Source organism: Actinoplanes sp. NPDC051470 (assembly GCF_040682035.1).
Classification (GTDB): Bacteria; Actinomycetota; Actinomycetes; order Mycobacteriales; family Micromonosporaceae; genus Actinoplanes.
On the sequence record NZ_JBFBAA010000032.1, the window covers coordinates 80,989 to 94,702 of the forward strand.

11 protein-coding genes and 1 pseudogene are annotated in these 13,714 nt (G+C 70.6%); 2 read left to right on the forward strand and 10 right to left on the reverse strand.

The window, feature by feature from the left end; genetic code table 11:
- Nucleotides 1-90: 90 nt before the first annotated feature.
- From AB0M54_RS38630 to AB0M54_RS38660, 7 genes and pseudogenes are all read right to left on the reverse strand, one after another.
- Nucleotides 91-420: pseudogene (locus tag AB0M54_RS38630) on the reverse strand (hypothetical protein); the annotation flags it as partial.
- Between the two features lie 62 nt (nt 421-482).
- Nucleotides 483-1,226: an ABC transporter ATP-binding protein gene (locus tag AB0M54_RS38635; protein ID WP_364326515.1), complete on the reverse strand. Its 744-nt coding sequence runs from the start codon at nt 1,224-1,226 to the stop codon at nt 483-485.
- Nucleotides 1,223-3,028 (reverse strand): branched-chain amino acid ABC transporter ATP-binding protein/permease, encoded by a 1,806-nt coding sequence (locus AB0M54_RS38640; RefSeq protein WP_364326518.1) that lies wholly within the window; start codon nt 3,026-3,028, stop codon nt 1,223-1,225. The genes AB0M54_RS38635 and AB0M54_RS38640 overlap by 4 nt, the downstream gene beginning before the upstream one ends.
- Nucleotides 3,025-3,894 (reverse strand): branched-chain amino acid ABC transporter permease, encoded by an 870-nt coding sequence (locus AB0M54_RS38645; RefSeq protein ID WP_364326521.1) that lies wholly within the window; start codon nt 3,892-3,894, stop codon nt 3,025-3,027. Before AB0M54_RS38645 ends, AB0M54_RS38640 begins: the two co-directional genes overlap by 4 nt.
- Nucleotides 3,895-3,911: 17 nt before the next feature.
- A complete protein-coding gene (locus AB0M54_RS38650) occupies nt 3,912-5,063 on the reverse strand; it encodes an ABC transporter substrate-binding protein (protein WP_364476912.1) in 1,152 nt (383 codons plus the stop codon).
- A 27-nt stretch (nt 5,064-5,090) separates the two neighbouring features.
- Nucleotides 5,091-6,818, reverse strand: a complete 1,728-nt coding sequence (locus AB0M54_RS38655) for a thiamine pyrophosphate-binding protein (RefSeq protein WP_364326527.1) — start codon at nt 6,816-6,818, stop codon at nt 5,091-5,093.
- Nucleotides 6,818-8,275: an aldehyde dehydrogenase family protein gene (locus AB0M54_RS38660; RefSeq protein WP_364476914.1), complete on the reverse strand. Its 1,458-nt coding sequence runs from the start codon at nt 8,273-8,275 to the stop codon at nt 6,818-6,820. The genes AB0M54_RS38655 and AB0M54_RS38660 overlap by 1 nt, the downstream gene beginning before the upstream one ends.
- 209 nt (nt 8,276-8,484) lie before the next feature.
- Between AB0M54_RS38660 and AB0M54_RS38665 the strand changes: the two genes are divergently transcribed.
- Together AB0M54_RS38665 and AB0M54_RS38670 are read left to right on the forward strand one after the other, a co-directional pair.
- Nucleotides 8,485-9,294, forward strand: a complete 810-nt coding sequence (locus AB0M54_RS38665) for an IclR family transcriptional regulator (RefSeq protein WP_364476915.1) — start codon at nt 8,485-8,487, stop codon at nt 9,292-9,294.
- Nucleotides 9,295-9,315: 21 nt separating this feature from the next.
- Nucleotides 9,316-10,536, forward strand: a complete 1,221-nt coding sequence (locus AB0M54_RS38670; RefSeq protein WP_364326536.1) for a CoA transferase — start codon at nt 9,316-9,318, stop codon at nt 10,534-10,536.
- Nucleotides 10,537-10,721: 185 nt separating this feature from the next.
- Here AB0M54_RS38670 and AB0M54_RS38675 read toward each other — a convergent pair whose 3' ends face one another.
- Genes AB0M54_RS38675 through pqqC form a run of 3 tightly spaced genes read right to left on the reverse strand, consistent with a single transcriptional unit; the run spans nt 10,722 to nt 13,587 of the window.
- The gene (locus AB0M54_RS38675) at nt 10,722-11,543 is read right to left on the reverse strand and encodes an MBL fold metallo-hydrolase (RefSeq protein WP_364326539.1); all 822 of its coding nucleotides are present in this window, start codon (nt 11,541-11,543) and stop codon (nt 10,722-10,724) included.
- Nucleotides 11,540-12,895: a pyrroloquinoline quinone biosynthesis protein PqqE gene (gene pqqE, locus AB0M54_RS38680; protein WP_364476917.1), complete on the reverse strand. Its 1,356-nt coding sequence runs from the start codon at nt 12,893-12,895 to the stop codon at nt 11,540-11,542. Before pqqE ends, AB0M54_RS38675 begins: the two co-directional genes overlap by 4 nt.
- The gene (gene pqqC / locus AB0M54_RS38685) at nt 12,892-13,587 is read right to left on the reverse strand and encodes a pyrroloquinoline-quinone synthase PqqC (RefSeq protein ID WP_364326545.1); all 696 of its coding nucleotides are present in this window, start codon (nt 13,585-13,587) and stop codon (nt 12,892-12,894) included. The genes pqqE and pqqC overlap by 4 nt, the downstream gene beginning before the upstream one ends.
- Nucleotides 13,588-13,714: the final 127 nt, after the last annotated feature.

Below are 13,714 nucleotides of genomic sequence, written 5' to 3' on the forward strand. Positions count from 1 at the left end.
CGGCAGCCTCCCGGTCAGCGCAAGCGTCGCGTTCGCGTCGAGACCATCGGGAACCCCCTCGAACGCGGACAGGCGCAGAACCACCGCGGCGTGCGGCGCTGCGGCCCGGATCTGCTGGAGGACGTCGGCGAGAAACCGGACCGGGTCGGCGTAGCGGTCGGTGCGCCGGTTCGTTCGCGGCGACAGGAACTGGTGGATGAGGTAGCCGTGGGCGGCGTGCACCTCGATGACGTCGACCGCGGCCTCGGCACAGCGCCGGGCCGCGGCCCCGAAGGCCACGGTGAGCTCCTCGACGTCGGCGATGGTCAGTTCGCGCGGCGTACGCCCCCGGAAGGGCACCGGCGAGGGGGCCACCGGCTGGAAGCCGGAAACGGCGGGATCGGCCACCCGGCCGTCGGGTGTGCCGTAGTTGCGCTCCATCGGCGGGCTGACCACCCGGTTGCGGAGCCGGTGCCCGCCGAGTTGAAGCGGTTGGCCGAGTTTCACAGGCCCAGGTAGATGCGGCGCACCTGCGGGTCGTGGCGCAGGTCGGCGGAGGTCCCGCTCATCGCCACCTCGCCGTTCTCCACGACCAGGCAGCTGCTGGTGGCCTCGAAGGTCAGCTTGGCGTTCTGCTCGACCAGCAGCAGGCTGAGCCCCTCGGCGCGCAGCCGCTGCAGCACGGCGAGGATGTCCTCGACCAGCTTCGGCGAGAGTCCCATGGACGGCTCGTCGAGCAGCAGCAGCCGGGGACGGGACATCAGCGCACGCCCGATGGCGAGCATCTGCTGCTGGCCACCGGACAGAGCCCCGGCCAGCCGGTGCCGCATCTCGCCGAGCACGGGGAACAGCTCGTACACCTGCCCGAGGGTGGCGTGGGTCTCGGCGTTCCACTTGCGGGCGTAGGCGCCGAGCAGAAGGTTCTTCTCGACGGGCAGACCGGCGAAGACGTGGCGGCCTTCCGGCACGTACCCGATGCCGTGGCGGACCATCGAACGGGCGTTCACCCGGCTCAGGTCGATGTCGCCGAAGCGCAACGTGGCGACCCGGCGTGGGATGAGGCCCATGACGGCCTTGAGGGTTGATGTCTTTCCGGCGCCGTTGGCGCCGATGACACCGATGGCCTCACCCGCCGGGACCGAGAAGCTGAGCTCGCGTACGGCGCAGACGCCGCCGTAGTGGACGGTGAGCCCTTCGACGGTGAGGGCCTGGCTGGTGCTGGTCGCCGGCTCGGACAGTGCGGTCATGCGGTCACCTCCGGGACGGACGGCAGGTCCTCGGTGCTCATCGAGTCGCCGAGGTAGGCCTCGATGACGGCGGGGGTCGCGGCGACGTCGGCGGGCTCGCCCTCGGCGATGATGCGGCCGCCGGCCAGGACGGTGACCCGTTCGCACAGGGACATGACCAGGCCCATGTTGTGTTCGATGATGATGACGGTGATGCCGCTGTCGCGGATGGATCGGACGATCTCGCTGAGCTGGCGTACCTCCTCGCCGTTGAGGCCGGCGGCCGGCTCGTCCAGCAGCAGCAGCGACGGGGCGGCAGCCACCGCGCGGGCGATCTCCACCCGCCGTTGGATGCCGTACGGCAGCGATCGGGGCCGGGACTGCGCGAACTCGGTGAGCCCGTACCGGTCGAGCACCTCACCGGCCTGTCGCCGCAGGGTCCGGTCCTGCCGCAGGATGCTGATCGGCCCGAGCAGGTAACGCCAGCTGGCGAGGGTGGGACTGCGGTCGAGCGCGACAAGGATGTTCTCCTCGACGGTGAGGTCGCCGAACAGGCGCAGGTTCTGGAAGGTGCGCGACATCCCGGCGCGGGCCAGCCGGTACGGGCGGCTGCCGGTCATGTCCTGGCCGCGGAACCGCACTTGTCCCGCCGTTGGCCGGTACAGCCCGCTGACGACGTTGAAGAGCGTGGTCTTGCCGGAGCCGTTCGGTCCGACGATGCCGCGGATCTCGCCTTCGGACGCGGTCAGCGCCACCTCGTCCAGGGCCCTGATCCCCCGGAACTGCATCGTCAACCCGGTTACCTCCAGGACCGGACGACCGGAAGGCGCGATGCCCGCGGCCGGGTAGGGCTGGAACGGGCCGAGCCGGGCGGCGGCGCTCTGCTGCCGGCGGCGGCGGGCCAGTGCGGCGCGTACGCGGGCGGGCAGGCCGGCGAGGCCGGTGGGCGCGAAGACCACCACGAGCACCACCACCGCGCCGTATGCGACCTGGGCGACCGTCGGGTGGTCGGTCAGTCCCTCGCGCACGAGGGCGAGGCTCACGGCCCCGACGACACAGCCGATCAGGCTCTGCCGGCCGCCGATGATCACCATGCCGAGCAGCAGGAACATGTTGGCGATGCCGAAGGACTCCGGGGCGACGTAGCGGATGAGCCCGGCGTAGAGCACGCCGCCTACGCCGCCGTAGACGCTGGCCAGGAGGAACGCCGTCATGCGGAGCTGAGGCACCTCGGCGCCCAGGGCGCCGGCGGCGAGTGAGTCGTCGCGCATGGCCCGCATGCGCCGGCCCAGCCGGGTCCGGACCAGGAACAGCCCGAATGCGAGGGCAAGGGCGAAGACGATCAGTTCCAGGTAGTAGTACAGGTATTCGCTGTCCAGATCGACGCCGGGCAGGGTGGGCCCCGGTATCGACGAGATTCCCTCCGCGCCGCCGGAGACCTGCGCGTTGGTGACCCAGTTGGTGAAGGCCAGCGCGAGGCCGAGGGTGACGATGCCGAGGTAGTGCGATTGGACGCGTAGCGCGGGAGTGCCGACGACCAGGCCGACCGCAACGGTAGCGGCGACGGCGAGCAGTGCGGCGACCCAGAAGCCGAGGCCGGCCTTGGTGGTGAGGATGGCGGTGGCGTATGCCCCGACGCCGAAGAAGGCGACCTGGGCCAGGTTGACCTGTCCCGCCACGCCCATGCAGAGCCCGAGGCCGATGGCGAGGACGGCGAAGATGAGGATGACGTTGGCGACGTGGATGGCGTACGAGTCGAGACCGTACGGCAACAACCAAGCGCCGGCACCGACCAGCGCGACCGTCGCGAGTTTCTTTCTCATGCCCGGTTCACCGTCCGCTCGCCGAAGATGCCGGTCGGCCGCACCATGATGATCACCGTGAAGATCAGGAAGGTGAACAGCTCGCCGTAGCCCTGGAAGTGGCCGGCCATGAAGGAGTCGAGGATGCCGATCGCGAGCCCGCCGACGATCGCGCCGGGGATGCTGCCGAAGCCGCCCAGGATGGCGGCCGCGAACCCTTTGATGCCGAGCGTCCCGCCGAGCGCCGGGCTGACGTAGAGGAGCGGCCCGACCAGCCCGCCGGCCAGTGCGGCGAGGCCGGCGCCGATCATGAACGCGATGGCGTTGCTACGCCCGACGTGGATGCCGACCGCGGTGGCCGCCTCGTGGTCCATGGCGACCGCCTGCATCGCCGCCCCGCGTTTGGTACGGGAGAGGAAGAGCACCAGCAGCACCGTGGCGGCGGCCGCGATGGCGAGCACGACCAGGTCGTAGGTGCGGATGCGCAGGCCGAGGAAGTCGAGCGGCGCGGACGGCACGGGCGAGGGGACGGCCCGGCCGGTGGCGCCCCAGATCATGATGATCAGCGCGTCGAGGACGATGCCGAAGCCGATCGTCCCGATCAGCATGAGGTCGAAGTCCCGGTTCTCCAACGGCCGCAGGACACGCTCGATGACCAGGCCGATGACGCCGGTCAGCCCGATCGCGACCACCATGGCCAAGGCGAACGGCAGTTTGGTGGACAGGTAGAAGGTGGAGGCGAGGTAGGCGCCGACGGTCACGACGTTGCCGTGGGCGAAGTTGACCAGGCCCATGGTGCGGTAGACCAATGAGAAGCCCAGCGCGACCAAGGCGTAGACGGCGCCGAGACTGACGCCGCCCACGATCGTCTGCAGAAAGACCTGCATGGTTCTCCTTGTGCCCGTCAGCTCGCGGCGGCGACGAGCTTGCCGTTCTGGATGGTGCCGATCGACGTGACGAAGATGCCGACGCCGGTCTTGTCGTACGCGAAGTCGCCCAGCAGGCCCTGGTACCTGGTCCCGCGGATCGCCTCGGCGAGTTCCTTGCCGGTGGCCACGTTGCTGCTCTTGAGTGCGGTGAGCAGGATCTGGGCGCCGTCGTAGGCTTTTGCGCCGTGCAGCTCGGCGTCCTCGTTGAACTTCGCCTTGTAGTCGGTGGCGAACTTCTTGGCGGCGTCGTTGATGTCGTTGCTCAGGTAGGGGGAGCTGACGATCGTGCCCTCGGCGTTCTTCGCGCCGGCGGTGTCGAGGAAGACCGGTGTGCCCTGCGGCGCGGCCCCGGCGAAGGTGGCGGTGATGCCGAGGTCGCGGGCCTGTTTGACGATCAGGCCGGATTCGACCTCCTCGGCGCCCAAGAAGATCACCTTGGGGTTCTTCTGCCGGATCCCGGTGAGAACGGCGCTGAAGTCTTTCTGGTCGGTGGTGACCACCTGGTCGACCACCGGTGTGACGCCGCGGCTCGTCAAGGCCTTGAGGAACGCGTCGTGCTCGCCCTTGCCGTACCCGCCGTTGTTGCTGATCATGGCGATGCTCTTGATGCCCTGCTGATCCACGATGTGCTTGGCCAGGGTCTCGTCGTACGTGGTGCTGGTCGGGCCGTTGAGGAAGAGGAAATCGCTGCCGGCCGCGACCAGTCCCGGTGACTGCCCGGAGGTGATGTTGGGGATCTCGGCCTGTTTGAGGATGGGCGCCATGGCGATGGTGACCGCGCTCTCAGCGGTGCCGATCATCGCGATGTAGCCCTCGCTGTCGATCTTGCGGGCGAGGTTGGTGCCGACGGTCGGGTCGCCCTGGTCGTCGAAGACGCCGAGTTCGATCTGGCGGCCGTCGATCCCGCCCTGGGCGTTCCACTCGTCGATGGCGAGGCGGGCGCCCTTGAGCTCCCACCCGCCGAGCGAGCTGAGCTGTCCGCTCTGGGCGTCCACCAGTGCGATCTTGATGGGTCCGGACTTGTCGCCGGACGACTCGGAGTCCGAGCCGGGGGCGCTGCATCCGGTGGCGAGGGTAACGGCGAGGACGGCGATGGCGAATATGGCGGTGGCGCGGCGTCGGAGCATGGGCGGGTCACCTTCTGTCAGGAGGTATCAGTCGAATTTGCCCTGGTAGATGTCTTTGATGTTCCAGTGGCCGGGGGTGGGGACCGGCTCGTTGACCATGGGGACGTCGATCACCGCGGGGCGTCGGCGTTCCACTGCCGTCTTGAGGGCGGTCATCAGTTCGCCGGGCTCGGCGATGGCGTAGCCGTCGGCGCCACAGGCGCGGCCGAGCGCGGCGAAGTCAGGGCTGTAGGGGTTGCCGTCCGGGTCGGTGAAGTCGCAGCCGTAGCTCTGGCCGAAGGCGCCTGCCTGCAGGTCGGAGATGGTGCCGTGGGCACGGTTGTTCATCACCAGGAAGATGACCGGCAGCCCCTGCTCGACGGCGAGGGGCAGGGCGGGCAACTGGGCGCTCATGCCGCCGTCGCCGATCAGGGCGACCACCACCCGGCCCGGCTCGGCGACCTGGACGCCCAGCGCGGCGGCCGGTCCGAACCCCATGGTGGAGGCGCCGCCGGGCGTGATGAATCGGCCGCCCTCCGGCAACGGGTAGCACTGGGCCACCCCGTTCTTGTTCCAGCCGACATCGGTGACCAGCACGGCGTCGTCCGGCAGGGCGGCTCGGACGTCGGCGAGGATGCGTTCGGGCCGCAGCGGGAACTGATCGCTGCGGCCACGGTCGGCGCTTGCGGCGAACAACTCCGACCGTGCGGCTCGGATGTCCTCCCTCATCCGCGGGCGGTCTGTGCCGGCCGGTAGGTGACTACGCACCGCGGCGAGAATCTGCCGCACCGCGCGGCCGGCGTCGGCGACGGCGCCGATCTCGACCGGGTAGTTGCGGCCGATCTCGGCGGGGTCGATGTCGATCTGGATGAGCCGGCTCGGCGGGAAGCGCCAGGTGTGGTCCGGATCCCATGAGCTGGCGTCGGTCTCGGCGAACCGGGTCGCGACGGCGAGCACGACGTCGGCGTCCCGGGCGTACGCGTTGGTCTCGGCCAGTCCCCAGAAACCGGTCATGCCCAGCAGAAGCGGGTGGTTGTCGGGCAGGGCGCCCTTGGCCATCAACGAATGCGCGACCGGGATGTCGAGGTGCTCGGCGAGGTCACGCAGCGCGGTACGGCCGTCGGGTCCGCCGAGCCCACCTCCGAGGTAGATCAGCGGCCGCTCGGCGGTGGCCAGGGCTGCCGCGATGCGGTCGGCGTCGTCCGCGGCGAGGTCCGGGCGGGCCGGGTGCGGCAGGGGATAGGCCGGCACGGTGCCGGGCAGTTCCCGGGAGAACATGTCCATCGGTACGTTGAGCAGGACGGCGCCGGGACGGCCGGAGGTGGCTGTCCAGAACGCCCGCTCGGTGAAGCGGGGCAGGTCCTCGACCCGGTGCACGTGCCACGCCCGCTTGACGAACGGCCGGTAGATGGCCGTCTGGTCGGCATCGGCGTGCAGATTCACCTCTTGGTGCGGATGGCGGCCGTACAGGTAGGAGGGAATGTCACCGGAGATGGCGATCAGCGGCACCGAGTCGAGCGCGGCCGTGGCCACGCCGGTGACCCCGTTCATCATGCCGGGGCCGACGTGCATGAGGACCACGCCGGGTTTGCCGCTGGCGCGGGCGTACCCGTCGGCGGCATGCGCGGCGGTCTGCTCGTGCCGGGCGATGACGAACTCGATCGGGCTGCGCCCGATGGCGTCGAGCAGGGCGATGTTGGTGTGGCCACAGGTGCCGAAGATGTACTCGACCCCGTAGTCGGCCAGTTGAGCGACCAGAGCGTCCGCGGCGGTCATCAGTTCTCTCCCCAGATCGACAGGTCTCGCAGCAGGAGCGTCTTGACCACCGTGTAGTCCTCGACCATGTGATGGGGGGACTCGCGACCGAAACCGGAGTCCTTCACGCCGCCGAAGGGCACGTGGTCGAGCCGGAAGTTGGACGAGCCGTTGACCACCAGGCCCCCGACCTCGAGTTCACGCCACGCGGTGAGGATGCGGCCGATGTCGTTGGTGAAGAGCCCGGCCTGAAGCCCGAACCGGCTGGTGTTGCAGGTCTGCAGGACGGTGTCGAAGTCGTCGAACGGCAGGACCGTGACCAGCGCGCCGAAGACCTCTCGGACGACGATCGAGGCGTCGGCGGCCGGGTCGGCCACGACGGTCGGGGTCAGCGTGGCGCCGTCGCGGGTGCCTCCGACGGTGATCCGGGCGCCGCCGTCGACCGCCTCGGTCGCCCAGGACAGGACACGTTCGGCGGCTTCGTCGTCGACCATGGATCCGACGTCGGTCGACGGGTCGAGCGGGTCGCCGACCTTCAGGGCCTGTACCTCGGCGGTGAGCAGGTCGACGAATTCGGCGAAGCGCGACCGTTGCACGTAGATCCGTTGTACGGAGATGCAGCTCTGCCCCGAGTTGGTGTAACCGGTGCGGGCGCAGTTGCGGGCCGCGGCGGGTAGGAAGGCGTCGGCGCAGACGATGGTGGCGGCGTTGCCGCCCAGCTCGAGCACGAGTCGCTTGGCGCCGGCGGCCCGGGCCACCGCGGCTCCGGTCTCCGCGCTGCCGGTGAAGCTGATGACCGCGACCTCCGGCGCCGCACAGAGCGCGGCGCCGATGTCACCGCCGCCGTGCAGCAACTGGATCGCCTCGACCGGCGCTCCGGCCTCCAGCAGCAGCGCCACGACGGCGGCCGAGACCGCCGGGGCCTGCGGTGGCGCCTTGACGATGGTGCTGTTGCCGGCGGCGAACGACGCTCCCAGCTTGTGGGCCAGCAGATTGGCCGGTGCGTTGAACGGTGTGATCGCCAGGGCCACGCCGGCTGGAGCGCGATAGGTCAGGGCGGTGTTGCCGATCCCCCGCTCCCAGCCGGCCACCGGCAGCACGTCGCCGCCGATCCGGCGGGCCTCGGCGGCACAGACCGCGAACGTGTCGGCGACCCGGTCCAGCTCGCCGAGACCGTCCTTGATCGGCTTGCCCAGTTCCAAGGCGATGAGCCGGGCGATGTCCTCCCGGCGCTCGGTCGCCAGGGCGGCGGCCCGGTCAAGAGTCGCGGCCCGGGTGGCCGGGGCCAGCTTCGCGACCGAACGGGCCGCGGACCGGGCGTACTCGGCTGCTGCGACAGCGTCGGCGCGGTCAGCGGTTCGCGCCCGGCTGACCACCGTACGGACGAACGGGCCCACCCGCTCGGCGACCGGTCCGTCGTCGATCCACTTGCCGCCGAGCAGCGCCGACGCCGGCGCCACGCCGATCGAGTCGAGCATATGTTCCTCCCTAAGGTCCGCCAGATGGATCGCAATGGGCGGTTATGGACCGCTGTGCGGACTACGGTGTAACGTACGGGTGGCCGCAAGGTCCTGGCAATAGGCCGGGTCGGGAAAGTTACGGAGCGATGAACCCGCCCTTCGGGCGGCAGAATCGGGGAGTCCGCGACACCGGGGCTCCCGGTGTGACCGAAAGAGAGTGAGCCGCCGTGACACCCGCTTCCCAGCGCCCGACCCCGACCACCGCTCCGGAGGAGCCGCCCGCGGAAGCCGGCGGCGTGCGCAGCGTCCAGCGGGCTCTCGACATCCTGGCCTTGCTGACCGAGGACCGCCCGCTGATCGCCATCCGGGACATCGTGGCCGCGACGGGCCTGGCCAAGACCACCGTGATCCGCATGGTGCAGACGCTGGAGCAGAGCGGTCTGCTCTGGGCGACCAGTTCCGGGTACATGGCCGGTCCCGGCCTCTGGCGCTGGGCCCACCTCGCCCGCCGGAGCTGGGAGCTCCCACCGGAGACCCAGCGGATGATGCGGGAACTCGCCGCTCGTGAGCGGGAGACGGTCAACGTCTACGTCGTCCGCGACATCGTCCGGATCTGCATCGCCCAGCAGGAGAGCCCGCAACCGCTGCGCCACGTGGTGCATGTCGGTGACGAGCTGCCGTTGTGGGGTGGCGCCTCGGCGAAGGTGCTGCTGCGCAACGCCTCCGACCCGCTGCTGGAACGCATCGCCCGTTCCTCGCCCGCTGGCGAGGGGCACGTCCGGCAGCTGCGGGAGTGGATCGACGCCGCCACCGAGCAGGGCTACGCGGTCAGTCACGGCGAGCGCGAGGAGGGCCTGTCCGCGGTGGCCGTACCGATCCTGGGTCGCTCCGGCACCGTGGTCGCCGCGCTCTCGCTGAGCGGGCCGACGGTCCGGTTCACCGAGGACCGGGTCGCCACGTTCGTCAAGGAACTCCAGGCCGCGGCCGCGCAGATGAACGAGCGTGGCTTCGAGCATCCCCTGGGCTCGTCCTACTGAACACATGAAGGAGCGTCGCGCATGCAAGATCGTCCACTCGACGGTGTCCGCGTCCTCGACCTGACCAATGTCCTCGCCGGGCCGTACTGCACCTACCACCTGATGCTGCTCGGCGCCGAGGTCGTCAAGGTCGAGATGCCCGGCCGCGGCGACCTGGCCCGCCAGCTCGGCCCCGTACCGGAGCTGAACGAGGCCGGGCTCGGGGCGTCGTTCCTGGCCCAGAACGCCGGCAAGAAGTCGGTCGAGCTGGACCTCAAGTCGCCCGCGGGTCGCGCCACGTTCGAGGAGCTGCTCGACTGCGCCGACGTCCTGGTCGACAACTACCGGGCCGGAGTGCTGGCCCGCATCGGATATCCGTGGGAGCGGCTGCGCGAGCTCAACCCGGCGTTGATCTACTGCGCCATCAGCGGGTTCGGGCAGATCGGCCCGATGAGTCAATCGCCGGCGTACGACCAGATCATTCAGGGACTGTCCGGGATGATGAGCGTGACGGGTACGCCGGAGACAGCGCCGCTGCGGGTCGGCTTTCCGGTGGCCGACACGGTCGGCGGGCTGACCGCGGCGCTGTCCATCGCCGCCGCGCTCGCCGGGCGGCAGCGTGACGGCCGGGGCCGTTTCCTCGACGTCTCGATGCTCGAGGCCGCCATGTCGGCGATGGGCTGGGCGGTCTCCAACTACCTCGTCGGCGGGGTCGAGCCGGCCCCGATGGGCGACCAGAACGCCACCGCGGCGCCGTCCGGGACGTTCGAGACCGCCGACGGCCCGCTGAACATCGCGGCGAACCGGCAGGAACAGTTCGAGTCGTTGTGCCGCCTGGTCGGCCGGCCGGAGTTGATCACCGACGCCCGGTTCGCCGAACGGGAGGCCCGCAAGGCGCACCGCCACGAGCTCAACGACCTGCTCAACGAAGCCCTGCGGGCCCGTCCGGCGCTGGAGTGGGAGCGGAGGCTCTCCGCCGCTGGTGTGCCCGCCGCCCGCATCCTCACCGTGGCCCAGGCGGTCGCCTTGGAGCAGCTCGGCGGCCGTGGTTTCGTCACCGATCTGCCGTTCCCGTCCGGCGCGCCCGGTGACGCCACCAGGGCCTTGCGGGTCAGCGGCAGCGGGGTCCTGTTCGACGAGGTTCCGCTCGCGCCGGACTCCGCGCCTCCGGTGCTCGGCGAGCACAACAGCGAGCTGCCCGATGTGCTGCGCCGGTGGCGGGCCCGGGGCGCCCGCTTGCTGGCCGAGGACGCGGGCCGCTGACGGATCATTCATCGCCGGCTCCGGTCAGCTCTGCGAAGTCACGGTGCATCCGGTCACCGTCCGGACGGTGGTCGGTAGACGACATCGGCGACCGCTGGTCACGCTCTCGACCTCCCGGCGGCTTTGTACGGACTGGTACGTTAGTTATTGACCTCGACACATGCCGATGTCAAGACCGTCATCGGTCAGCGGACCGGAAGCGTCAGCCCGTCCTCGGCGATGTCCTCACCGATCGCCGGGTTCGTGTTGTTGAGATGGCCGTAGCGGAACCGGGTGCCCGGGTGCCGGGCATGGTGCTTCCGCGTCACCTCGATGGGCAGGTGACCCATCGAGGCCGCGCTGCCGAGCCGACCGGTCGTGCGGGTCAGTTCGTCGTCATGACCGAAGGTGCCGTCCAGGAGCGCCTCGTCGGCGCCGGCCAGGAACTCGTCGAACTCCCCGGTCCAGGCCGGCAGGCACGTGGCGTAGACGAACGACGAGCCGGTCCGCGTGTCGGTCAGGCGGAGAGCCGACATCCAGTCCACCCCGGGCCGGCCGTCGGCGTAGCGCGGGCGTTTGGAACCGACCGTGAGACGCCGCACGGTCAATCCGCCGTCCAGGGTCGGCTCGATCGGCCGAAAATCGGTCCTGGTGTAGGCGGCCAGCATGCACCGCATCGGTTCCAGCGCGGCGCGTACCGGCTCGGTCGCGTACACGGTGAGCTCGGCCGTCTCCCGCAGGCTCATCAGGCCGAGGGTGTGGTCCAGCTCGGCCGTGGTCAGCAGCACACCGCGCAGCGGGGTCTGGCGCGGGCCGGGTCCGGGGGTCAGCTCGGGTGCGGCGAGGATCTGGGTACGGATGTCCGGCGACGCGTTCAGCAGGTACCAGGCTGCTCCGTCGCCGCTGACCGCCACCGAGTCCTGGCTCCGCGGCCGGCCGGATCGGCGCGCGGTCGTGCAGACCGGGCAGGCGCAGTTCCACTGCGGGCAGCCGCCACCGGCCGCGCTGCCGAGAATCCGTACCTTCACCGATACCACCGCGGTACGGCCGGTGGCCGCGGGTCGGAGCCGGCGGTCCGGATCACCGCGGCGAGGTCGCGGTGCCGTGGGGACAGCGAGCACGCCGGGTCGGTGGCGGCCGGATCGCCGGTCAGGGCGAATGCCTGGCAGCGGCATCCGCCGTGGTCGAGTTCACGCAGCGCGCAGTCGCGGCAGGGCGCGGCCATCCAGTGGGTGCCGCGGAACCGGTTGAACAGCTCCGACCGTCGCCAGATGTCGGCCATCGGCTGCTCGCGCAGCTGCGGCGCCGCCGGACCGGGCAGTTGCTGGGCGGCCAGGCACGGCAGCATCGCGCCGGTCGGCGTGATGGAGAACTGCCGGGCGCCCCACCCGTTCATGCACGGTTTCGCCCGGCCGGTGTGGTAGTCCGGCTCCACGTACACGATCTCGGTCTGTTCGCCGTAGCGGGCGTGCACCTCCGCGGCGGCCTCGCCGGCCCGCTCGATCTGCTCGGATGTCGGCATCAACGCGGCCCGGTTGACCAGACCCCAGCCGTAGAACTGGGTGTGCGCCAGTTCGAGCCGGTCCGCTCCCAGGCCGACCGCGAAGTCGGCGATCGGGCCGAGACGGTCGACGTTCCCAGCGTGCAGCACGACGTTCACCGTCAGCGGCAGGCCCGCGCCACGGACGACGGCGGCGGCGCGGATCTTCCTCTCATGTGCGCGGACTCCGGCGACCGCGTCCGCCTGGGCCGCGACCGAGTCCTGGATGGAGAGCTGGACGTGGTCGACGCCGGTCAGGCGCGCCGTGGTCAGCCCCGAGCCGCTGGTGATCAGATTGGTGTACATGCCCAGCCGCTGCGCCTGCACGGCCAGCTCGCTCAGGTCGCGGCGCAGCAGCGGCTCGCCCCCGGAGAAGTGCACCTGCAGGACGCCCAGATCGCGGGCCTGCTCCAGCGCGTCGCACCACTCGGTGTTGGTCAGCTCCTGGTCGTGCGGTGCGATCTGCACCGGGTTCGAGCAGTAGGTGCAGCGCAGGGGGCAGCGGTAGGTCAGCTCGGCGACCATGCCGTCGGCGAGACCGCCGTCCGGATCGGGACGCCCAGCCGCGTCGGAGCATCGGGCCGGCGTTCCTCCGTCGGTCAGCAACCGGCGTCCGACCAGGTCGCCGACCAGCTCCGCCACGTCCGACAGGACCACGTCGTCGTAGTCACGGGCCAGCATCTCGGCCACCGCCGGCAGATCGCGGTCGCCGTCGCAGGCGCGCACCACGTCGGCCGCCGGTCCGTCCAGCACCAGGCTGCCCTCCGGGTAGAGCAGCGCGTCGGCGTCGCGGACGGGATCGTGGACCAGCCGGACACCGTTCACGAGGCCCGGTCTCACGCCACCCCGCCCTGATAGTCGATGGCATCGAGCATCGCGCCGAGCACATCGCACTTGAAGGCGAGCGCGCGAACGGCGGCTTCCTGCTGGTCGGCGGTCGCACAGTGGGTCAGCACCAGGTCGAGGGTGTAGCTCGCGTCGTCGCGTACGACCGGGATCCGCTTCTCGAAGTAGGCGTAGCCGTCGGGTTTGATCCAGTCGTAGTGGGTGCGCCAAGCGAGCACCCGCTCGGTCATGAGGTCGGGCGAGAACAACTCGGTCAGGGCGGCGGCCGCCGCTTCGGTCCAGGGCCGGGTCTGGCAGAAGTGCAGATAGCCGTCGACCGCGAACCGGGTTCCCCGGGCGACGTGCCGCTCGCCGGTCAGCTCGCCGCGGTCGAGCCCGACAGCGTCGGCCAGCACCAGCCAGTCGGTCAGACCGCCATCGCCATCGACGAGGCCGTCGTGGAAGACGATCCGCCGCAACCACCGCCGGCGCACTTCGGGCAACGGGCAGCCGGCGATCACCGCGGCGTTCTTCCGCGCCAGGATCTTCTGGTAGTACCAGCGGTTGGCCACCCACGACCGCACCTCGGCCGGCGTACACCGTCCGGCGTGCAGCCGCAGGTGGAACGGGTGCCGGTCCCAGTAGCGGACCGACAGCCCGCGCAGGGCCGCGGCGAACTCGTCGCGGGTCAGCGCCGCTTGCGCCACGGCTCGCCGACCCCGGCGTAGGCGGAGATCTCGGCGCGCGACTCGAGGCACTCGATCTGCGGCTTGGTCCAGGTCTTCTTCTTCATCAACCCTCCGATCACGGTCCGCCAGGCGGACCACTTGCACC

Coding starts and splice junctions, on each gene's coding strand:
- AB0M54_RS38670 (WP_364326536.1), top strand. CDS start 9,316: ATGCAAGATCGTCCACTCGACGGTGTCCGCGTCCTCGACCTGACCAAT.
- AB0M54_RS38645 (WP_364326521.1), bottom strand. CDS start 3,894: ATGCAGGTCTTTCTGCAGACGATCGTGGGCGGCGTCAGTCTCGGCGCC.
- AB0M54_RS38640 (WP_364326518.1), bottom strand. CDS start 3,028: ATGAGAAAGAAACTCGCGACGGTCGCGCTGGTCGGTGCCGGCGCTTGG.
- AB0M54_RS38635 (WP_364326515.1), bottom strand. CDS start 1,226: ATGACCGCACTGTCCGAGCCGGCGACCAGCACCAGCCAGGCCCTCACC.
- AB0M54_RS38655 (WP_364326527.1), bottom strand. CDS start 6,818: ATGACCGCCGCGGACGCTCTGGTCGCTCAACTGGCCGACTACGGGGTC.
- AB0M54_RS38660 (WP_364476914.1), bottom strand. CDS start 8,275: ATGCTCGACTCGATCGGCGTGGCGCCGGCGTCGGCGCTGCTCGGCGGC.
- AB0M54_RS38650 (WP_364476912.1), bottom strand. CDS start 5,063: ATGCTCCGACGCCGCGCCACCGCCATATTCGCCATCGCCGTCCTCGCC.